This is a genomic window from Chryseobacterium sp. BIGb0232 (assembly GCF_024810195.1).
GTDB classification, from domain to species: domain Bacteria; phylum Bacteroidota; class Bacteroidia; order Flavobacteriales; family Weeksellaceae; genus Chryseobacterium; species Chryseobacterium pennae.
Genome location: NZ_JANUEH010000013.1, coordinates 119,219 through 139,441, shown reverse-complemented (window position 1 = coordinate 139,441; position 20,223 = coordinate 119,219). Strand labels below are relative to the sequence as shown.

Annotated in this window: 22 protein-coding genes; 10 read left to right on the top strand and 12 right to left on the bottom strand. The window is 35.9% G+C overall.

Going from position 1 to position 20,223, the window contains the following annotated elements; all coding sequences use genetic code 11:
- Nucleotides 1–77: 77 nt before the first annotated feature.
- The 3 genes from M2372_RS22390 to M2372_RS22380 all read left to right on the top strand — a co-directional run bounded on the left by M2372_RS22390 (nucleotide 78) and on the right by M2372_RS22380 (nucleotide 3,012).
- On the top strand, nucleotides 78–1,505 hold the full coding sequence (locus M2372_RS22390) for a T9SS type A sorting domain-containing protein (RefSeq protein ID WP_123321314.1): 1,428 nt from the start codon (nucleotides 78–80) through the stop codon (nucleotides 1,503–1,505).
- Nucleotides 1,506–1,667: 162 nt separating this feature from the next.
- Nucleotides 1,668–2,135 carry an OsmC family protein gene (locus tag M2372_RS22385; RefSeq protein WP_123321394.1) on the top strand — a complete coding sequence of 156 codons (468 nt, stop codon included), beginning with the start codon at nucleotides 1,668–1,670 and terminating at the stop codon, nucleotides 2,133–2,135.
- Nucleotides 2,136–2,361: 226 nt separating this feature from the next.
- Nucleotides 2,362–3,012 (top strand): response regulator transcription factor, encoded by a 651-nt coding sequence (locus M2372_RS22380; protein WP_228438977.1) that lies wholly within the window; start codon nucleotides 2,362–2,364, stop codon nucleotides 3,010–3,012.
- Between the two features lie 237 nt (nucleotides 3,013–3,249).
- Here the strand turns inward: M2372_RS22380 and M2372_RS22375 are convergent, their stop codons facing one another.
- The 6 genes from M2372_RS22375 to M2372_RS22350 form a co-directional block, all read right to left on the bottom strand.
- Nucleotides 3,250–4,761, bottom strand: coding sequence for a carboxypeptidase-like regulatory domain-containing protein (locus M2372_RS22375; protein WP_123321315.1), 1,512 nt, complete (start codon nucleotides 4,759–4,761; stop codon nucleotides 3,250–3,252).
- A gap of 11 nt (nucleotides 4,762–4,772) precedes the next feature.
- Nucleotides 4,773–6,137 (bottom strand): CsgG/HfaB family protein, encoded by a 1,365-nt coding sequence (locus M2372_RS22370; RefSeq protein WP_123321316.1) that lies wholly within the window; start codon nucleotides 6,135–6,137, stop codon nucleotides 4,773–4,775.
- Between the two features lie 26 nt (nucleotides 6,138–6,163).
- Complete coding sequence (locus tag M2372_RS22365; RefSeq protein ID WP_115973823.1) at nucleotides 6,164–6,574, bottom strand: curli production assembly/transport component CsgF; 411 nt, start codon at nucleotides 6,572–6,574, stop codon at nucleotides 6,164–6,166.
- 11 nt (nucleotides 6,575–6,585) lie between these two features.
- On the bottom strand, nucleotides 6,586–7,320 hold the full coding sequence (locus tag M2372_RS22360; protein ID WP_228455793.1) for a curli production assembly/transport protein CsgE: 735 nt from the start codon (nucleotides 7,318–7,320) through the stop codon (nucleotides 6,586–6,588).
- Between the two features lie 7 nt (nucleotides 7,321–7,327).
- The gene (locus M2372_RS22355; RefSeq protein WP_123321396.1) at nucleotides 7,328–7,726 is read right to left on the bottom strand and encodes a hypothetical protein; all 399 of its coding nucleotides are present in this window, start codon (nucleotides 7,724–7,726) and stop codon (nucleotides 7,328–7,330) included.
- 154 nt (nucleotides 7,727–7,880) lie between these two features.
- Nucleotides 7,881–8,699, bottom strand: coding sequence for a hypothetical protein (locus tag M2372_RS22350; protein ID WP_115973824.1), 819 nt, complete (start codon nucleotides 8,697–8,699; stop codon nucleotides 7,881–7,883).
- A 382-nt stretch (nucleotides 8,700–9,081) separates the two neighbouring features.
- Between M2372_RS22350 and M2372_RS22345 the strand changes: the two genes are divergently transcribed.
- From M2372_RS22345 to M2372_RS22320, 6 genes are all read left to right on the top strand, one after another.
- Nucleotides 9,082–9,711 carry a CoA pyrophosphatase gene (locus tag M2372_RS22345; protein WP_115973825.1) on the top strand — a complete coding sequence of 210 codons (630 nt, stop codon included), beginning with the start codon at nucleotides 9,082–9,084 and terminating at the stop codon, nucleotides 9,709–9,711.
- A 27-nt stretch (nucleotides 9,712–9,738) separates the two neighbouring features.
- Entirely contained in the window at nucleotides 9,739–10,545 is an 807-nt protein-coding gene (locus M2372_RS22340) for a 1-acyl-sn-glycerol-3-phosphate acyltransferase (RefSeq protein WP_115973826.1), read from the top strand.
- Between the two features lie 14 nt (nucleotides 10,546–10,559).
- A complete protein-coding gene (locus tag M2372_RS22335; protein ID WP_115973827.1) occupies nucleotides 10,560–10,997 on the top strand; it encodes a hypothetical protein in 438 nt (145 codons plus the stop codon).
- A gap of 6 nt (nucleotides 10,998–11,003) precedes the next feature.
- Nucleotides 11,004–12,341: a UDP-N-acetylmuramate--L-alanine ligase gene (gene murC / locus M2372_RS22330; RefSeq protein WP_123321317.1), complete on the top strand. Its 1,338-nt coding sequence runs from the start codon at nucleotides 11,004–11,006 to the stop codon at nucleotides 12,339–12,341.
- Between the two features lie 379 nt (nucleotides 12,342–12,720).
- Nucleotides 12,721–13,512 carry a C-type lectin domain-containing protein gene (locus M2372_RS22325; RefSeq protein WP_123321318.1) on the top strand — a complete coding sequence of 264 codons (792 nt, stop codon included), beginning with the start codon at nucleotides 12,721–12,723 and terminating at the stop codon, nucleotides 13,510–13,512.
- 12 nt (nucleotides 13,513–13,524) lie between these two features.
- A complete protein-coding gene (locus tag M2372_RS22320) occupies nucleotides 13,525–14,316 on the top strand; it encodes a C-type lectin domain-containing protein (RefSeq protein ID WP_123321319.1) in 792 nt (263 codons plus the stop codon).
- A gap of 53 nt (nucleotides 14,317–14,369) precedes the next feature.
- Here the strand turns inward: M2372_RS22320 and M2372_RS22315 are convergent, their stop codons facing one another.
- The 3 genes from M2372_RS22315 to M2372_RS22305 all read right to left on the bottom strand — a co-directional run bounded on the left by M2372_RS22315 (nucleotide 14,370) and on the right by M2372_RS22305 (nucleotide 16,966).
- Nucleotides 14,370–14,807: a lipocalin family protein gene (locus tag M2372_RS22315; RefSeq protein WP_123321320.1), complete on the bottom strand. Its 438-nt coding sequence runs from the start codon at nucleotides 14,805–14,807 to the stop codon at nucleotides 14,370–14,372.
- A gap of 48 nt (nucleotides 14,808–14,855) precedes the next feature.
- A complete protein-coding gene (locus M2372_RS22310) occupies nucleotides 14,856–15,917 on the bottom strand; it encodes a nitronate monooxygenase family protein (RefSeq protein WP_123321321.1) in 1,062 nt (353 codons plus the stop codon).
- Between the two features lie 173 nt (nucleotides 15,918–16,090).
- Nucleotides 16,091–16,966: an aldo/keto reductase gene (locus M2372_RS22305; protein ID WP_123321322.1), complete on the bottom strand. Its 876-nt coding sequence runs from the start codon at nucleotides 16,964–16,966 to the stop codon at nucleotides 16,091–16,093.
- A gap of 537 nt (nucleotides 16,967–17,503) precedes the next feature.
- Here M2372_RS22305 and M2372_RS22300 point away from each other — a divergent pair.
- Nucleotides 17,504–17,980, top strand: a complete 477-nt coding sequence (locus M2372_RS22300) for an N-acetyltransferase (RefSeq protein ID WP_228438992.1) — start codon at nucleotides 17,504–17,506, stop codon at nucleotides 17,978–17,980.
- Here M2372_RS22300 and M2372_RS22295 read toward each other — a convergent pair.
- From M2372_RS22295 to M2372_RS22285, 3 genes are read right to left on the bottom strand one after another with little or no spacing between them, the layout of a single operon-like run.
- The gene (locus M2372_RS22295; protein ID WP_123321323.1) at nucleotides 17,960–18,478 is read right to left on the bottom strand and encodes a GNAT family N-acetyltransferase; all 519 of its coding nucleotides are present in this window, start codon (nucleotides 18,476–18,478) and stop codon (nucleotides 17,960–17,962) included. The genes M2372_RS22300 and M2372_RS22295 overlap by 21 nt on opposite strands.
- A gap of 9 nt (nucleotides 18,479–18,487) precedes the next feature.
- Nucleotides 18,488–19,390 carry a LysR family transcriptional regulator gene (locus M2372_RS22290; RefSeq protein WP_115973884.1) on the bottom strand — a complete coding sequence of 301 codons (903 nt, stop codon included), beginning with the start codon at nucleotides 19,388–19,390 and terminating at the stop codon, nucleotides 18,488–18,490.
- A 40-nt stretch (nucleotides 19,391–19,430) separates the two neighbouring features.
- Entirely contained in the window at nucleotides 19,431–20,177 is a 747-nt protein-coding gene (locus tag M2372_RS22285) for a metallophosphoesterase (RefSeq protein WP_123321324.1), read from the bottom strand.
- Nucleotides 20,178–20,223: the final 46 nt, after the last annotated feature.

Here is a 20,223-nt window from a genome sequence, read left to right as displayed (position 1 = left end):
ACAATATATGGATGATCAAAAGTATTTGCCTACTCTGAGCAGATATTTTTTATTATCAATTTAAAACTCAAAATACAATGACAAAAAATTTATTTCTAGTACTGCTTCTTACAGTACAGATTACTTTCGCACAGATTATTTCGAAAGATTCCAACTTTGCTTCGAACGGAGTTGCTGAAATTCCAAGCAATTCTATAACCAATTCTTATCAAATGGTTCAGAATTCTAATGGAGAAATCTATTTCACTTATAATATGGATGTTGCCATAGGAATTACTCATGGATTTGTAACCAAGCTTACTCCCAACGGGACTCCAGATCCAGCTTTTGGAAATAATGGAACAGTGAAACTACCTTCTGAACCTTCTATGACTCAGATAAAGTTACAGGCAGACGGGAAACTATTAATTTTTAGTTTATTGGCCAATGCTCAAATATTAAGACTGCTTCCTAATGGTCAGATAGATCCTACTTTCGGAACAAATGGTATTTCACAGGAAATAGATGCAGATCATGATGACTACTTCAATTCGTATGAATTTATTCTTCAGAATGGAAAAATACTGGTACATGGCATCCGTAGAGGCCAAGATCCGCATCATACTATTTACAGGCTCAATGCTGATGGAAATTTAGATAACAGTTTTGGCAACAACGGATCTGTGACCACAAAGGGAAATCTTACAGGCAGAACATTTGTCTTTATTGATAATCAATCCAATATTATCAGTTTCAGTGATAATATCAGCGTTATTGAAAAATTTGATCCTGATGGACATCCTATAGCAAACTTTGGAAATAACGGAACGGCACAAATAAGTATTAACGGTACGTCGGTGGGTGATGTTGGCGATGTATTCCTGGACAGTAATAATAAGATTGTTTTTTCTACTTTTCAGAATAACAATATGTTCAGGCTTAATCAAGATGGAAGCCTTGATAATACATTTAATTATGATCTCCAGACCAGTCTTGGTCTTCCTTCAGGTCCCAGAATCTTAAACATCACTGAAAAAGACGGATATTACTATATTGGTGGAGCTGCCGGAGATTCTATGTATAACAATAATTATTTCATTTCAAAACTTAATCCGAACGGTTCACTCAATTCTACATTTGGGTATCATATAGAAACCAATTATGACGAGACAGGTTTAATTTCCAAATTTTTCTCAGTTACTGAAATGATTATCAATAACAATAATATTATTGTAAAGGGAAACAACAACATTGTAAAATATCTGCTTAATAGTGGAACTTTATCAACAGCGGATATTACAAAGGCTGCTCATACTATTTCTTTTGAAAATCCTGTGAAGCAAAATCTGGTTTACCAATCGAAAGAAAAAGTAAATAAGATTGAAATTTATTCTCTGGATGGTAAAGCAATAAAAACCATAAAGAATTCCGGCACTCAGGTTTCGGAATTACCCAAAGGAATTTATATCACTAAAGTAACTTTTGAAAGCGGAAGCAGTATTAGTAAGAAGCTTATTAAGAATTAAAATATTACCTCTGGTTTTTACCGGAGGTTTTTTTTATCTGGTTAACAATCATAGGGATTTCATATTTTCAGGTTTTGGCTAAAGCTATTGGATTTATTTATCTATTTTTGAGAGAAGGTTAAAGCCTACTCTTATTGAATTTTAATGACATTTTTTTTAATTATGAAAACTCACCACTACAAAGCTATCATCCAATGGACAGGAAATAAGGGAACCGGAACCAGCGGTTATAGGGACTATGATAGAAACCATACCATTTCCGTAGAAAATAAGGCTATCATTGATGGTTCATCTGACCCTTCCTTCCGCGGAGATAAAACAAAACACAACCCTGAAGAAATGTTTCTGTCTTCTCTTTCTTCCTGTCACATGCTTTGGTATCTTCATTTTTGTTCTGAAGCAGGTATTATCGTTATAGATTATACAGATGAAGCCACCGGAATCATGGAAGAAACATCCAATGGAAGCGGTCATTTTACAGAAGTTACCCTACACCCAACTGTTACTGTTTCCGAAGAGTCTATGATTGAAAAAGCAGAAAAATTTCATCATCAGGCAAATGAATATTGCTTTATTGCCAATTCTGTTAACTTTCCAGTGAAACATATCCCTATAGTGTTAGTTAAATAACAAAATTATTTTCAAAAGGACCATTAAAAACACCAATAAAACTAGTAATCCATCAAAAATAACTCTACAATTAACAATCAAAATTCAATAAAAAGAGATTTATTTAGATAATAATCAATAAAAATAATATTTTACTGATGAAATATTTATAAAAAAGTTAAATTATTTATCAATTTTATTCAAAATGTTAGATTTTTTTTATATTTTTATATAAACAAAACTGACCATGATGAAACCAAGATTAACTATTTTTGATGAGCCAATGTTATACACAGAGGGACTCTCGAAATTACTGACACAAAGCAAAATTTTCAACACGATAGATATCTGTAATTCACTGGAGACACTCTCCAAACATTTGAAAGATGAGCCACCCGAAATTCTTGTCATAAGCTCCAATATGTTCATGCTTACCGAGCTGTTCAAGTCTGTAGAGACCATCATCTCGGAACATAACAATATCAAAATTATCATCATTGGAAACTGCTATGATGTGATTGACATCCGAAAGCTTTTCAATAAAGGTATCAAAAGTTACCTCGATAAAACCTGCAGATATAATGAGTTTATAAAATCCATTAATGCATTGCTACTGAATGAAATTTATATTTGTGACCATGCAAAAGAAAGGATGATAAGCTTCATCAGTAATGAACAAGGAACACGGAATTTACACATCAGAGATCCGCTTACCCGTCGCGAAATGGAAATTCTTAAACTTATATGTGACGGCTTCAGCAGCAAAGATATATCCGAAAAACTCTTTATCAGCATCAATACGGTAGAAACACACAGAAAAAGAATTCTTTTGAAACTCAATGTAAAAAACACAGCAGGAGTCGTAAAATATGCGATTGAGAACCATATCATCGACTGAATGAGAAAACATCAAATGATGAAAAAAACCGGATCATATGATCCGGTTTTTTTTGCCTATCCCAAAATTCCCATTAATAAAAACCTGGCAAAGAAGTGATTATTAATGTAATGTTTCTGAGTAGAAGTCAATAGTGAAGGGTCAATTCGCTTCGCTTGTCAATTTTTCTTAGACAGTGAAAGTTCACTATTGACTTCTAGTATATATCAACTTTAAAAACCTCAAACCTTCTTTCTCCTATTCATAATCCGGCATTTCCCCATTATTGAAAAGGGCAGCTCGTGAAAGGTCTGTCAGATTGCTGTTAAGATCTATCGTCATAACATTTCTTTGCGAAATGTTATCGTTGGAGGTATTCATAAAGATAACCTGTGCATTATTAGGTGAAAATCGCGGATCAAGATCATTGGTTCCCATAGTCTTTTCGCTTTCTACAGAAATATCACTAACACTGTCATTGGTAAGATTATAAATGAAGATATGAGAATCCAGCTGGCGATAATTTCCGCTTCCATCCTGATAGCCGGATATATCGCGGGTAAACAGAAGAAGCTGTCCGTCTACAGAGAAATTCAGTCCTCCGCTGGCTCCCACAGATCCAGACAATACTGTTTTAAGAGTATTTCCCATCATATCAATGACATAAATATTCGCATTATAACCGTTGTAGTCGTTGGTTTTTATGGCAATTTTACTTCCGTCATAACTCCAGTCACATTCTGAGATCAGGCTGCCATCCGGAGTTGTATAAACCAACGCCAGGCCACTGCCATCTTTATTGATCCTATACAGCTTATTGAAATTTGAATAAATAATTTCTTTACCGTTGGTACTCCAGGCAAAATCCATTTCGTAGGTATTAAACCCAGCCACAGGAACGGTTGTTACTTTAAATGGATTGGATCCATCAGGATTTGCTGTGTAAATATGGGTACTTCCACCTTCTGTTCGGAGAAATGCAATGAGCCCTGCATTATTATTTTTCCGCGGTCGCCAACTGTTATAAGAAGAGTCTGTGAACTGAAAGCTGTTTCCCTGCTCATCACTTGACATGATGACAAAGTTACCGTTCAGTTTTCTCACATAATGATATCTGTTGGCAGGAACCGTATTAGTGGTAAATTTTCCGATTAAGCTTAAAACTGGCTGGTGAATGCCGTCCGAAACAGACACCTGCCAGAAGTAACTTACACCAAACTTCAGATTTGAAAGTGTATAATGATTAGCCTTCAAATCATTAACCTGAATCACATTAGTGTCAAGATTATTTTTAATTGTTAAACTATATTTTAAAACGTCTGCGGTATCCGGATCTGTTGCACTCCAGGTCAGTTCAACACTTAATGGCTGATTGACCGCATTATCTATCGGACTTAGAAGCTGCGGTGCTGTAGGCGGAGAATTCAGTGAAGTATCATCGTCCATTTCAAATACCACTGTTACCAGCTGATTTTGATTCTGCATGTTGACAGACTGGAAACTTGTAATATATCCTGAAAGTTCTGCCTTTACAGAATAGTTCCCTATAGGCATTGCCGCAATTTCAAAGGAACCATCCGTACCGCTAAAAACGGTTTGCGTTGTAGGGTTTGTAAAAATTTTCACGTTCGCAAGCGGTACATTACTGCCTCTTTTTACTACTTTTCCTTTCAAAATTCCTGTCTGAGCCTGTTCTACAAGGTCTTCATTACATGAAAACAGACAAAAAGTGAGAATGAATATGCTGAGTATTTTAATTAAAGTTTTCATAATTCGTGTTTTTATTTGTTTCCCAGGTAAAAATTGATTCCCAATGCAAAGCGGAGAGCCTGATCTTTTCTTTTTCCGTTGATCAGCCCTTCCCAATTGTCTTTAAAGCCAAGATCATATTGAGCAGAAGCCCTCAGTGAAAAATTATGATCAATCATATATTCAAGACCGCCTCCAAATTGTCCTTTGTACTGAGGTTTATATTTGGAATACATGACTCCGGCCCCACCATAAATGTAGGGACTGAATTTGTATTTTGGAAAAAGCAGATATTCAAGATTCACTTCCGGCCCGTAATAGTTTCTTTTCACTATATTTTCATTCTCCAGAGTGAAGTAATTTCCATTCACCTCAACATTAAAATTAGGAGTGAGAAAGTATTTGAATCCGATTTTTCCACCGATATTCATTTTAGGATTTACATAATCATCTCTGACCTTCTGTGCTTCTACATGGGCAAATACAGAAACTTTCTGTCTGTAATTGTCGGGATATCTGTTTCCGATTACTCTTCCGTTATTATGTTCCTGTTCTTTGTTGTACTCATTGATTAACGCCTGATAGCTTGTGGTATCATCAATAGCTTTTCCCCATATTTTATCCTGAATCCCCTCTACAATAAGAGACTTTACTGATTTTTCAATAGCTTCGGTTACAGCTAACTGAATGGGTTCGTTTTGAGTAAATCCCACCTCGCCTTCCAGCAGCCTTTCTGTATCTACATACCTGAAAAAGCTACCGTTAACACTTGTGGAAAGAATGGTTTTGGAAGTATAAACTGTTTTAAGAATTTCTCCGTTAAGAGTGGAAACAGCACGCAGATAAATGGTAATCCTGTCCTGACGGTATTGAGTGGAAGCTCCAATGCCAAAATAACGGGCACCAAGGCCTCCGGTCAGGATATTACTGTCATAGGAAATGACTCCTCCTTCCAGAAGAATCCCAGCGTATAGAAGCGGAGGAAGTGACTGAGTGTTTTTATCTGCATCTTTAATGTATTCCTGACGGGTGGATCGGATGATTTGTCTTTCATTGAGCAGATTGGCTATATTTTCTCTTTCAATAGGAATAAACCAACGGCTGTCTTCAAGTGCTTTGATAAGAATAGTTGTTGTTCCCTGAGGCACTGCTGTGCTCCAGTTATTCCCATTTTCAGAAGGTTTATACTGACCGGTCTGGTCTCTGAATTTATAAACTCCTATGACTATTTTTTCTTTGGGCAGAGGTAGTTTTTTCAGCTCTTCCGTAGAAGAAGTCACCTCTCCCATTGTTGGCTTTTCCGGATCTGAGGGTAATCCAAAGATCGAACTGCAAGCCTGTAAAGCACATAGCAGAAAACTACAGAAAAAAATTCTGGTGTAAGTGTAAGTTCTCATGATAAGTCTGGTTTTAAGTTTTTATTTTATTTTGGAATTACGACCTCGGACTGATCGCCTGTACTGGTATCCAAAATATTGATCAAAAGTCCCTGATTGGTATTGGTAATCTGCAGGTAAAGCGACCCGAAAAGGTAGTTACCCGGCTGGATGTTTCCATCACCAAACTGCTCATCAAAAAGCTTTCTTGAAAGTTCACTGAGGATCTGTCTGTTGAGACTCTGAGTAAAACTGTCAAGGGAATTTACTTTATCAAGCAGATTGCTGTAATCGTTTTTTTCATCAAACTGATTCTGTGCATTGGCTGAGCTTAAAAGCCATTGATAATTAAAAGTATCTCCTCCAAATGCAGGATTTATAGGCTTATAAACAAGTTGTTGAGATTTCCCTGAGAAAATACCCGCAACAAAAATTAAAAGAATAATAAAAGTTTTCATGGCGGACGATTTTAATAGATAAATTCATTTTTTATAAGATTTTTCTTTGCTGTAAATTCTTTGATATACTTTAAGCTGAAAGCTAATTGTTCTTTCAAATAATCTTCTCCAGGATTGGTCATAAAGCTGTAAATAATCTTATCATCAATCTGGATATTGATCTGGCCGCTTGTCCCCCGAAGAGGAAGCTCGGAAATCGTAATGGCACTTACACTTTTATCCGGAAGCTGACTATACTGGATATAAAACATATCATAAAAGTCTTTTCCAACCTTGGTTTTGGTTTCGTCAATCGTAAGTCCTTTCAGTTCATAAACAGCATCATCTTCAATTCTGGCTGTTTTCTTTTTAAAAAGATCACTGTTCAGTTCAAGGCTATCCTTCGCCACTAAAGCTTTGGACTCTTCATCTCTTATATAGAGGAAGGCTTTCAGGGCATCTTTGGATTCAAGATTCACACTGATTTCAGATAACACTTTTACTTCATTCGGATTCACAGAAAACTTACCACTCTGCTGGTTATTGGAAAGATTCCCTCCATTTCCTTTTTTTATGGTTATTAAAAGGTAATTCAGTTCTTTATAGACCGCTGTATTATTAATAACCACAGCTTTTATTTTTATCTGGTTTTCCAGAGTGCTGTTCTCAATTCTTGCGGTTACTTTTTTATCTTCCTGCCCATAACCCAATACAGACAGAAAGAATAAAAAAGTATTAAAACTCAGGATAGATAGAGATTTCATCATTTGTGTTTTAATAATTTCTCATAAAAATGGTCCTGTTATCTCCTTTTACATTGATCTGAATTCCGTCAGAAATGCTGTTGCTTCCCGTAATGTCAATGATATTATTACTTCCCTGTGTAATAATAGCTGCCTTGGTTTCCTTTTCTGAGAATGAATTGATAAAATAAAGAGCGTTATAGTCCCCAAGTTGCTTTACAGTAATAATTGTTTTGTTATTAAGAGAAAGTTCCGCTTTGTTATAGTCACCCAGCTGAATACTATTGGAGTAACTGGCATTCATCTCAATATTCTGTCTGGCTATAAGAGTAAAGATTGTATTACTGTTCACCTTATCCCAGTCGATTTCCTGAGCCTGCAATGGCAATACCATACAAAGAGCTAAAACACTCCATTTCAAATTAAACATGGCATTGATATTTAAATTAAAGAACATTCATAGAGACCCGGTTATAATCAATTTGACAAATCATGATTTCCCGGCATATTCAATCTTTAGAAAAAAAGGAGAAACCAACCTGTAGCTTCTCCTCAACTTTAAAGATTACAGTATCTGAAAGGGCTTAATTCGACTGATTCACGATCATTGAGTTTCCATTTCCTACCTGAGTTCCAAGATGAAAATGGGAATCACCAGTTTGAGTTACCCAAGTAAAGTTACCATTACCTGCCTGAAGATCAATTGCTGTATTAGAGTTTCCTAATTGCACTTGGTATAGCTGATTAGCATTACCAACCTGTACTCCTACAGCAGTATTATCATCACCAATCTGAGCAGCAATTGCGATATTACTGCTTCCCACTTGAGTATGGTTTGCACTGTTATCATCACCTGCCTGATATTGAACAAGTATATTATTAGCACCTAACTGAAGGGCGTCAGCTTCATTTCTTCTTCCTGTCTGGATTTGGTAAGCCATATTACCGCTACCTACCTGAACGGCTGAAGCATCATTTCTTCTTCCGTCCTGATATTGAAATACACCGTTACCAAGACCTATTTGTACTGAAGAAACATCATTTCTTCTTCCGAGCTGAATTTGTTGAGTTGAATTAAAAAGACCAAGCTGCCAGGTTGAAGCATCATTTCTGTTTCCTGTCTGGCTCACATTATTTGAGTTTCCGATACCGATCTGATCTACGTCTATCGAGTTTCTGTTTCCATTACTCACGGCTGTATTCATATTGATGATACCTACCTGATCAATATCTGCAGTATTACGGTTCCCATTCTGTGTTAAAGAATTCATGTTCAAAAGACCTGTCTGGTCTACAGTAGCTACGTTCAAGTTTCCTGTTTGGGTAGTCACATCAATATTAGATTGTGCAAAACTGAAACTCATGGCGATTAGTGTAAATACACCTGTAAGTAAATTTTTCATCTTAGTAAAAATTAATTGGTTAATAGTGAGACAAAGGTATATGCTATACTCAAGTGAAAAACCACCATCAAAGTGTAAATTCTAAAAGTCACTACTTACCGTTGATAAACTCACCATTTATGGTATTGATGAGGTCATGGATTTCAGTTACGTAGAAACACGGTATATAGAATATCAATTGTGAATAACTAATTCGCTTCGCTTGTAGATTTTGATAGGAAATAGTTATTCAATATTGAGTTTAAGGTTTAAGAGTACCGGGATAATAGTCAGCAGTCATGCACGATTCACTTGTGAAGCAAAATTGACTATTGATCTCTCCCATTGGTTAATTAATGTTAAGGCCTTTATTTCTTCAGGAATATATTGTTAAATTTGAGCTATGGAAAATTTTGGAAAAGATTTATTAAGGAAAATAAAAAGTGTAGAGCTTCCCGGCGAACCCGCTCACGGAGTATTCTCGCCTCCCTATCGTCCCGTTTTTACATATGATGATGTACTGGCAAAAAATCCCAAATTTGCAGCAGTGAATATTGTATTGTATCTGAAGGATAATGAATGGTATTTTCCATTGATCCAAAGAACCATTAATGAACATGACAGACACAGCGGACAGATCTCATTACCTGGCGGAAAACGTGAAGAAATGGATCAGGATTTTGCTGAAACTGCAGTTCGGGAAACTTCCGAGGAAATTGGGATAGACAAACATTATGTGAGAGTTATCCGGGAAATGTCTCCTATCTATATTCCACCAAGTAATTTTTACGTATATCCCTATATTTCGTATACTAAAAAGAATCCACTTTTCGTTCTTCAGCAGACTGAAGCGGTTGAAACTATAGAATTTCCAATCACTTCTTTCTTAAATCTGTCGGACACCCCTGAACTTATGGCGCTTCCAAGTGCCGGTGGACAGGAAGTTCCTGTTATCAACTTCAACGGATATATTATCTGGGGAGCTACAGCAATGATATTAAGCGAATTCAGCCAGTTGCTGAAAAAAATGTAACTTTGCACTACCGTGTTTAATTAAAAAATGGCGAAGAAAAATATTTTCACCGATGCATTCGGAACACCTTATTTTTTAAAAAGGTTTATTATTTTTATTTTAGGAGTTGTATCCTACAGAAGGTTCAACGGCTTTAATAAGTTAAAAATAACCGGAACAGAGCACCTTGTAGATCTTCCGGATTCCAATGTATTGTTTGTATCTAACCACCAGACTTATTTTGCTGATGTAGCTGCAATGTATCACGCTTTCTGCGCCGTAAATAATGGATATTTAAATACGATTAAAAATCCGATCTACCTGCTGAATCCAAAGATCGATTTTTACTATGTAGCAGCAGAAGAAACCATGAATAAAGGGATTCTCCCTAAAATATTCAAAATTGCAGGGGCTGTAACGGTAAAAAGAACATGGAGAGCAGAAGGGAAAAATGTCAACAGAATGGTAGACATGAGTGAGGTAGACAATATCATGAAAGCACTGGACAACGGTTGGGTAGCAACCTTCCCTCAAGGAACTACATCTGCCTTTGCCCAGGGACGAAGAGGAACTGCCAAATTGGTAAAGAACCAGCGTCCTATTGTTATTCCGATTAAAATCAACGGATTCAGAAGAGCATTTGATAAAAAAGGACTTCGTGTAAAGGTTACCGGTGTAAAACCTACTATGGAATTCAAAGCTCCCCTGGATATAGATTATGATAATGAAAAAGCACCGGAAATCCTATTGAAGATCATGACAGCCATTGAGCAGACTGAGGACTTCAATATATTACACAATTATGATGAAGAACTTAAAGCTAAAAAATTAGAACAAAAGGACTCAGATAATTAAAGTAAATTAAAATTATGAATAGAATAATTGGAATCTTATTCGCCATCATAGTATTTGTTTCGTGCAACAGCCAGAAAGTATATTCTGATTTCGATATCAGCTATTCGAAAAGTGGTGGCTATGCTCCTGTATATGAAAACCTGCTGATTAAAGGTAATAATGTACATTACTCATTTGAAGGGCAAGGAAAAAAATACAAGCAGGATTTTAAAATTTCAACAGAAGATCTGAAAAAACTGGATCAGGTTCTTTCCCAGAATAATTTCAGAAGAATACAGGAAGACCGTAAAAAATTATACGATAATATTTCTACTTCGATCAATATTAAAAAAGGACCTAACGAAGGCAGTAAAACGGATGCGAGTATGATTATTCCCAATTATCAGACCAATTGGAACAACATCCTGGAGGCCTTCCAGCAGATCATTAATACTAATATTAAAAAACAGTAAATACAATTGAAAACCCACTTCATTGCTATTGGCGGAAGCGCCATGCACAATCTTGCCATCGCACTAAAAGATAAAGGATATCAGGTTACCGGTTCGGATGATGCTATTTTTGAACCGTCAAAATCCAGATTGGAGAAAAAGGGAATATTACCTCAGGAAATGGGTTGGTTCCCTGAAAAAATCACTTCAGATATTGATGCTGTCATCCTTGGTATGCATGCTCATCAGGATAATCCTGAACTGGCAAAAGCAAAAGAATTAGGGTTAAAAATATATTCTTACCCGGAATTTTTATACGAACAGTCTAAGAATAAAACCAGAGTTGTCATTGCCGGATCGCATGGGAAAACAACCATCACATCAATGATTCTTCACGTTCTGAATTTCCACCAGAAAGATGTAGACTTTATGGTAGGTGCCCAGTTGGAAGGCTTCGACTGTATGGTAAAACTGACTCAGGATAATGATTTCATGGTCCTGGAAGGTGATGAATATCTTTCTTCTCCTATCGACCTGCGTTCCAAATTCTTGTTATACCAACCGAATATTGCTTTAATGAGCGGTATCGCATGGGACCATATCAATGTTTTCAAAACTTTTGATGATTATATCGATCAGTTCAGAAAATTTGTCACAAGCATTACTCCAGGTGGAGTTTTAGTCTATAATGAAGAAGATCCGGAAGTAGTAAAAGTAGTGGAGAATGCTGAAAATTATTTCAGAAAAATCCCATACAAAACGCCTGAATATGAAATCAACAACGGGAAAGTATATCTAAAAACCGAAATGGGAGATGTTCCTTTATCTGTTTTCGGAGCCCACAACCTGCTGAACATGGAAGGTGCAAGGCATATCTGCCGACAACTGGGCATTATGGATGAAGATTTCTATGAAGCGATCATGAGTTTTAAAGGGGCTTCCAAACGTCTTGAAAAAGTAGAAAGAGAAGATAAAGGTACATTATATAAAGACTTTGCCCATGCTCCAAGTAAGGTAAAAGCTGCTATAAAAGCATTCAATGAGCAGTTCAAAAACGAAAAGAAATATGGTTTTCTTGAACTTCACACCTATTCCAGCCTAAATCCTGCCTTTTTAGAGCAATATGACCATGCTATGGACGGATTGGATGAGGCTGTGGTCTTCTATTCTGAAGATGCATTAAAGATCAAAAGAATGGAGCCAATCTCTCCGGAATTTATTAAAGAAAAATTCAGAAATGAAAACCTGAGAGTTTTTACCAATGCTGAAGAACTTCATACTTATTGGAATACACTGGATAAAACAAACGGGGTGTACCTGATGATGAGTTCAGGAAACTTCGGCGGACTGGATCTGACGAAATAATTTCACTATACTAATAAGTAATTGATAATAAGATCACTTTTATGATCTATTCTCAATAAAAAATTAAAAACCCTTTCAGTTTGAACTGAAAGGGTTTTTAATTTTCATCTGTTATCTATAAAACATTTATTAACACAAAATACATACTGGAGTATAAAATATTTTCAACATATCACAACGTAATATATTCTAATAAAAAATAATTTATTAATAATTTATTCTATTAAAAATTAAATATTTAGTCAATATTTAATTAAATTTATAATTTATTCATAAAAAACATTTAACCAAAACCCATAACATAATAAAAATCAAACATTTAAATAAGCGATATTTTAAAAAAAAAATTATAGATTTGACAAAACAAAAAACACAATTAATGAAAAAAGCACTCTTCTTTTTAATTATCTTGCCATATTCTGTATATGCACAGGTAGGTATAAATACTTCAGCACCTACAAAATCACTTGACATCAACGGAGAATTAAGAATCCGGACTTTAAATCCCGGCGCCTCAACCGATGATATTCTTTCCGCTGATGCCAACGGAAATGTGAGAAAAGTTTCCCGAAGTGATCTAAACGGAGGATCTTCATCAGGATTTAATAACTCTATCCTTGGATATGATCCTAAACCGGTCGCTACAAGGCCACAACCACCAGGGTCTGTACCTGGAGGGGGTACTGCTACAGAATTGGGCTGCAAAAAATGGTCAGGTAATAATCATACCTACTGTGCCTATCAGCTTTCACAAGCAATCAACTGGTTCAATGCATTCAGTTTTGGAAAACAATTGGGAGGATATCTGGTTACCCTACCTAATGATGCTGAGAGGATATGGGTTAATACTAATATAGTCGCTTCAGGAACAGGTTATAACTTAGCCAACAATGTATGGATTGGCTTTAATAAAATTCAGAGACCGGGAAATCCGGATCAGCTTCAGTGGATTACAGGAGAAGAATTCAGAATCAATTGGTCTACCAACCCTGCCACTACAGAAAACTGGTTTAATCCCGGAGAGCCTAACAATTCAGGAGGCGTGGAAGGAGCCACACACATATTTGCAGGCAGCGCAAATGCTGAAAGAAAATGGAATGATTTAAACGGTACATTAACCACAAATTCAAGCATTTCCATGAACCAGCTTATTATTGAATTTAATGAATAATAAAAACCACTTATGAAAAAATCAATTTTACTATTCATTATCTTACCTTATTTCTTAAGCGCCCAAGTCGGAATTAGCACAGCTAATCCTACAAAAACACTAGATATCAATGGGGAATTAAGAATCCGTACTTTGCCCCAGGGTGCAGCAACGGATGATATACTCTCTACTGATACCAATGGAAATGTAAGAAAGATTTCCAGAAGTGACCTTGGTGGCGGAACATCATCAGGATTCAATAATTCTATATTGGGATATGATCCCAAACCCTTAGCCACAAGACCACAACCACCGGGATCTGTTCCGGGTGGAGGAACTGCTACAGAAATCGGTTGCAAGAAATGGACAGGAAACAACCATATCTATTGTGCTTATCAGTTGTCACAAGGAGTCAACTGGTTCAATGCATACAGTTTTGGAAAGCAAATGGGAGGGTATCTGGTTACCATGCCTAATGATGCGGAAAGAATATGGGTTGCAACTAATATAGTAGCTTCAGGAACAGGCTATAATTTAGCCAATAATATATGGATTGGTTTTAATAAAATTCAAAGACCTGGTAACCCAGACAGACTTCAGTGGATTACCGGAGAAGAGTTCAGAATGAATTGGTCTACCAACCCCGCAACCACTGAAAATTGGTTTGCAACAGGAGAACCTAATAATTCCGGAGGAACTGAAGGATCTACTCACATATATAACACTGCCGGAAACACAGAAAGAAGGTGGAATGATTTAAATGGAACAACAACTACTTTCACCGGCTCAGCAATGAATCAACTGATCATAGAGTTCAATGAATAAATATTTGCTACAAAATAAAATTCCTTTCAAAAGCTGAAAGGAATTTTTGATTCTTATTTGATTTTTCTGAAATACCTTATTGTCACATCATACTTTCCGTCTCCATCCCAGTCAGTATTATGATCTTCTGTAACCAGCTCAGTAGGAGTTATTTTAGTTACAATATAAACTTTACCGTGCGTTAGCTTTTTAGTCTCCTTATCATAAGTGTATTTTCCATTTTTATGTACAGCCGGTACACATGTGCCTTCATTATTGCTGTCATAGTTCACAACATTCACTTCAGTTTCATTATACTCAACAGTGTTCTGGGATTCACAGCCCTTAGGATAAAGAGTTTGTGTTTTGTTATCATAAGTAGTATAAAAATCACCTTTATACTGATTCCAGGTTCCGATTAAAGAAACTTCTTCTTTTTTAGGACTGTCATCATCACTGCTGCATGATACCATTGCTGAAAATACAGCCAATGCTAGAAATATTTTTTTCATGATTAAAGTTTAAATTGCATTTAAAGCCCTAAGATACTACAATCTCATTTAATTCTCATCTATTTGAAATATGAGATTTCTCAGAATCTGTTCTGTTGACAGTTCACTGTAATTATGGATTGACTGCCCTACCCAAATCCCCACAAAGTCAACATTTTGCTTAGATTTCGCAGCTTTACGCAGTCCGTTTGTCAGTTTATTCTGATAAGGATATGGTAAAATATACTCAGTATTTTCAACGGCTTCGATGAATTTATTTTTAACTCCTCGTGCATATCTTCCTGAAAAACTTTTCGTTAACATAATCTCATCCTCCTGTACCTTTTTAAGTTTTTCTTTTTCAAAAGGCTCTAAAGCACTTTCCTGAGAAGCCAATAAAAGATTGCCGACCTGAAATCCCTGCGCTCCCAGCTCTTTTACTGCCTGTAAAGTTTTTCCATTATAAATTCCTCCCGCATAGATCAACGGAATTTTTACATGATCATATACCTGCGACAATAAAGATAAACCTCCAATCTGAGGAACATGCTCTGTATCAAAAGTTCCTCTATGTCCTCCCGCTTCTGTGCCTTGCACACAAATCATATCGATTCCCGACTTTTCTAAAAGCAATGCTTCACTTACAGAAGTACAGGTACCAATCAGCGTTACTCCATTTTCCTTCAATTTCTGAATACTATGATCATCCAGATTGCCAAAAGTCAAACTTAAGATCTTACAGTTTTCCTCAATAACGGCATCCACCAGTTCATGGTAAGATCTCACTTTAAGGTCTTCCAGATCAGGAAGCCTTACATCAATATTATTTTCTTTTGCCAGCTGTTCCAAAAACTGCCTGGTTCTGATAAATTCATCTTTTAAAGCATCAGTTACTTCAGGAATATGATGTACAAAAATATTAGCGGCAAAAGGTTTATCTGTTAATTTTCTTGTCTCTCTAATCAGTTGAATGGATTCATCCGCTGAAAGATCAGCTAATGCCAAAGATCCCAGACAATCTGCACGAGCTGCTGCCGCAACCATCTGTATGGTACTCACCCCAAACATCGGAGCCTGAACAATAGGATATTTCACTCCTAATCTTTTACTGATTGTATCCGGCCAAACCATAAGAATTTATTTTAATTAAAAAGGTACAAAAAATAAAAATGCTTCAATCTCAATAAGATATGACATTCCTCACTCCTGAACAGAAAATAAAGTTCCCACAGATCTCACAGATAACGCAGATTCTAAATCCGTGAAATTTGTGGGATCTGTGGGAATATTTTAATCTTTTATTTTTAAATATCCGCTACAGAATTCAGCATTTTCTGCTCCCATTCCGGGTCTTTAGGATCAAAGAATAGTCTCTTTCCTGTATCTAAAGAACGTACAACATTCATTTCATCTTCTGTAAGCTCAAAATCAAAAACATTAAAATTCTCTTCAATTCTTGATGGAGTTACAGACTTCGGAATTACCACAAAACCTTCCTGTAAATGCCATCTCAGAATGATCTGAGCCACTGTTTTCCTATATTTTTCAGCAATTGATTTCAGATCAGTATTGCTCAGAAGATTTGCATTTCCATTTCCAAGCGGGCTCCAAGGCTGGGTAATAATATTATTTTCTCTGTCATACACCTGTAATTCCTTTTGCTGGAAAACCGGATGCAGCTCAATCTGGTTGATGACCGGAAGACCAGTTGAGTTCGCTTTTAATTCCTCAAGTTTTTCAACAGTAAAATTACAAACACCGATCGCTTTGATTTTCCCTTCCTGACACAGCTCCTCCAAAGCCTTCCACGTTCCGATAAAATCACCGTATGGCCAGTGGATAAGATACATATCCAAATAATCCATTTGTAATCTGTCTAAGGTTCTCTGAAATGCAAGTTTTGCTTTTTCATACCCATGATCCTGTACCCAGACTTTAGAAGTGATAAATAAATCATCCCTATCTACTCCACTATTTTTCACCGCTGTTCCTACAGCAGTTTCGTTCTGATAAATGGCAGCAGTATCAATCATTCTGTATCCTGTCTGAATAGCTTTGATGACAGCATTTTCACATTCTTTCAGGTCTTCCATTTGCCATACTCCAAAGCCTAAAGCAGGAATATCTACTCCGTTATTTAAAGTTACTACAGGTTGTCCTGTGTAGGTTTTCTTTTGCATAAATTTTTATTTTAATCATTAAAATTAAGTGATTAAACAAATTTGCGACAAAAAAACGGAAATTTTGCCTACCAATTTTACTGTTTTTGTTAAAAAAATGTTATTTAACGAGTGTTTATGACAGGTTAGAAAACACTAAGGCGCGAAGACGTTTTTTCTTTTCAACATGCTTTTAAGAGCCAGGATTTTATCTTCGATAAAATTGAATGCTGTTGAATAATGGCCTCGGATGCACGAATAAAATTGTACATAGCTTCACGTTAAAGTCTATATGTATGTGGTTCAAAAATTATAATCATATACACAAGGATCTTGTGGAAATGTAAAAGAAATTCGTGCATTCGTGGCAAAATATTAGAAGCTTTATCCTTGCTGGAAATCTTCGGTTTTCTTGCTCCTTGAAAACAACATATTATTTAAAATTCTTTGAGTCCTTGCTATTTCCAATCTCAAACCCATTTACAATTCTATCTATGACTGGATTCAAGTCTCTATTTTCCTTATTTTTGTGAAAATAATGGTTACCAAATCATTTACATGAACCTGAAGATGGAACAGTACACTTTTAACAAAATAACCGAAGAACCAGAGATCCCTTATGAATTGTTATTGCTGGCCGATGAAACCACTGAAGCCATCGATCAATACATTTTCAAATGTGATGTTTATCTTTTGCATGATGGAACTCAAAATATTGCTGTTATGGCTTTATATCAAAACAGTGATACTGAACTTGAGATTAAAAATATTGCAGTAATTGAAAGTTACAGAAGCAAAGGAATCGGAAGTATTTTAATAAACAAAGCCAAAGAAATTGCTATTGACAATCATTATGAAATTCTGAGTGTCGGAACTTCAGATACGGGATTTCAACAGATCAGGTTTTATGAGAGAAACGGTTTCATAAAAACAGGGATACGTAAAGATTTTTTTATTAAAAATTACCCATCTCCAATTTATGAAAATGGTTTACAGATGAGGGATATGATTATTTTAGTATATACTTTGTTTTGATTTTTCAATGCTATAAATTACTCCTTTATGTCCGTCAAAATCAAATTCTTTATCGAAGCTAAGGCCTAGCTTCTGTAATACTTTTATAGAAGCTATATTTTCTGACATTGCTCTTCCAACAATCTTTTTAAGATGTAGCTGATCAAATCCGTATTTCAGACAGGCTGCGGCACTTTCTGTTGCCAATCCTCTGTTCCAGTTCCTTTCAAAAAACCTGAACCCGATATCTGTTTCATCCTTAGATATATCATATTTTAATCCACACCATCCCAGAAACTCAGTGTTTGATTTATCTATAACAGCCCATCTTCCATATCCGTTCTCACGATAATCTTTGTAGTTTTGCAGAAAAACAAGTGCTTCCTCCGCATTCTCAAAAGGTGAATCACCAGTATATTGTATTACATTAGGGTTTACATTAAGTTCATAAAAATGATAAGCATCTTCTATGGTTAACTCTCTTAACAAGAGCCGGTCGGTTTCCAATATTATCTTCATTATAATAATTTAATTTTTGCCCATCACCTTACGAAATAACCCTTTAATATGTTCTATCTCTGTTTGATAATTGGTCTTTTTTCTACATCCAAAATATAATGTATTTTCCAGTTTTTTCTTCCCTTCCCAGATCAGCTTCACCTCTCCGTTTTCAATTGCATTCTTGCATAAGAAATCAGGAACAACTGCTAATCCTGTACCTCCTTTCAGGCAGCGGATAATTGAATTTAAATTAGGAACAATATAATTCGGTCGAAAATTCGGTTTGTGACCAAAATTCAAAGTCCAGAATTGGAAAAGGTGTTCCATATCTCCGGTGGTTCCATACCATTTTTCATTCTTCAGCCACGCCTCGATTTGCTCTCCATCTTTTGTTTTTAAAACTTTTTTGAACGCTTCTGTATCTACTTCTTTTCCGCCAACCAAAATGATCTGCTCAGAAGAAAATGCTTCATGGTGTATATTAGGTGAAGACCCTTTTTTGGGAGTAATGATGAGGTCCAAAATACCTTTATCAAGCTGATCCAGCATTTCCGGATATTCTCCAAAGCTGATAATCAGATTGAAGGGTAATGAAGAAACATATTGCTCCAAAGTGGTCTGAAATGTTTCAAAGCACATTCCCACACTGATAGTCGGGGTATGTTTTTCCGTAGATTTTTGAAAATTTTTCTCTACATCTTCCAGCTTGGTAAGCGGTTCTGCTACGGCATTGAATAATACTTTTCCTCTCTCCGTTGGAATCATTTTCCTTCCGGTTCTGTCAAACAATTTATATCCCACATAAGCTTCCAATGAACTTAAATGTAAGCTCACACCAGGCTGCGAAATGAATAAAGAATCAGCTGCACCCGTCAATGTTCCGGTTTTATAGATCGCCTTAAAAGTACGATACCATTCTAAATTGACCATGACTTAATTATTAATATTCTGATACAAAATTACATAATAATTATAATATTAATATGTTTTCATTTCTTAAAAATGAGGCATAATAATCCGGAATCCCGCTTTCCTCGATCTGACGGGCTGTTTCTTCAAGAGGATAGTTCAATTGTACAATTTCAGGAATGATCTTTTCTTCATCTAAAGTCAGCACAAGATAAGAAGCCAGTCTGTTTTTTTCTTTGGAACGGCCTACTGAACCGCAATTAACTGCCCATTTCTTATTTTCAAACTGTTTTGTAAATGATAAATGAGTGTGTCCCATAATGACCATATCAGCATTTGAATCTTCCAGTATATCCATAAAGACCTCATCGTTCTCAGATTCATACAAATAAGTATCATTACTTTCCAGGCTGGAATGTACCAACTGAATATTCCAATGTGTTTTTCCTGTTTTATAATTTAGTTTTAAATGAAAAGGGAGCTCAGAAAGAAACTTTTTATTTTCTTCTGTAATATATTTTTTAGAATGATCTATCGCAATGAATCTTGCAGCCGTTTCTTCTTCAGAATGTTTAGGCAAAGGAAAAACAGGTAAATCAAAAGCAATTCTTTCATCATGATTTCCAAGCAGACAGGGAATATTTAAACTCTTAATTCTTTCTATAACTTCATTGCTCCAAGGCGCAAAGTCCACCAGATCTCCCAGGCAAAACTTCTGATGAATTCCTCTCTGTTCAATATCCTTCAACACCACTTCCAATGCCGGAAGATTCCCATGTACATCACTGAAAACTGCTATCTGTATCATTGTCTATCAATTTGTTAATCAAATTTACAAGACGAAAAGGAAATCC

Coding starts and splice junctions, on each gene's coding strand:
- M2372_RS22390 (WP_123321314.1), top strand. CDS start 78: ATGACAAAAAATTTATTTCTAGTACTGCTTCTTACAGTACAGATTACT.
- M2372_RS22385 (WP_123321394.1), top strand. CDS start 1,668: ATGAAAACTCACCACTACAAAGCTATCATCCAATGGACAGGAAATAAG.
- M2372_RS22380 (WP_228438977.1), top strand. CDS start 2,362: ATGATGAAACCAAGATTAACTATTTTTGATGAGCCAATGTTATACACA.
- M2372_RS22375 (WP_123321315.1), bottom strand. CDS start 4,761: ATGAAAACTTTAATTAAAATACTCAGCATATTCATTCTCACTTTTTGT.
- M2372_RS22370 (WP_123321316.1), bottom strand. CDS start 6,137: ATGAGAACTTACACTTACACCAGAATTTTTTTCTGTAGTTTTCTGCTA.
- M2372_RS22365 (WP_115973823.1), bottom strand. CDS start 6,574: ATGAAAACTTTTATTATTCTTTTAATTTTTGTTGCGGGTATTTTCTCA.
- M2372_RS22360 (WP_228455793.1), bottom strand. CDS start 7,320: ATGATGAAATCTCTATCTATCCTGAGTTTTAATACTTTTTTATTCTTT.
- M2372_RS22355 (WP_123321396.1), bottom strand. CDS start 7,726: ATGTTTAATTTGAAATGGAGTGTTTTAGCTCTTTGTATGGTATTGCCA.
- M2372_RS22350 (WP_115973824.1), bottom strand. CDS start 8,699: ATGAAAAATTTACTTACAGGTGTATTTACACTAATCGCCATGAGTTTC.
- M2372_RS22345 (WP_115973825.1), top strand. CDS start 9,082: ATGGAAAATTTTGGAAAAGATTTATTAAGGAAAATAAAAAGTGTAGAG.
- M2372_RS22340 (WP_115973826.1), top strand. CDS start 9,739: ATGGCGAAGAAAAATATTTTCACCGATGCATTCGGAACACCTTATTTT.
- M2372_RS22335 (WP_115973827.1), top strand. CDS start 10,560: ATGAATAGAATAATTGGAATCTTATTCGCCATCATAGTATTTGTTTCG.
- M2372_RS22325 (WP_123321318.1), top strand. CDS start 12,721: ATGAAAAAAGCACTCTTCTTTTTAATTATCTTGCCATATTCTGTATAT.
- M2372_RS22320 (WP_123321319.1), top strand. CDS start 13,525: ATGAAAAAATCAATTTTACTATTCATTATCTTACCTTATTTCTTAAGC.
- M2372_RS22315 (WP_123321320.1), bottom strand. CDS start 14,807: ATGAAAAAAATATTTCTAGCATTGGCTGTATTTTCAGCAATGGTATCA.
- M2372_RS22310 (WP_123321321.1), bottom strand. CDS start 15,917: ATGGTTTGGCCGGATACAATCAGTAAAAGATTAGGAGTGAAATATCCT.
- M2372_RS22305 (WP_123321322.1), bottom strand. CDS start 16,966: ATGCAAAAGAAAACCTACACAGGACAACCTGTAGTAACTTTAAATAAC.
- M2372_RS22300 (WP_228438992.1), top strand. CDS start 17,504: ATGAACCTGAAGATGGAACAGTACACTTTTAACAAAATAACCGAAGAA.
- M2372_RS22295 (WP_123321323.1), bottom strand. CDS start 18,478: ATGAAGATAATATTGGAAACCGACCGGCTCTTGTTAAGAGAGTTAACC.
- M2372_RS22290 (WP_115973884.1), bottom strand. CDS start 19,390: ATGGTCAATTTAGAATGGTATCGTACTTTTAAGGCGATCTATAAAACC.
- M2372_RS22285 (WP_123321324.1), bottom strand. CDS start 20,177: ATGATACAGATAGCAGTTTTCAGTGATGTACATGGGAATCTTCCGGCA.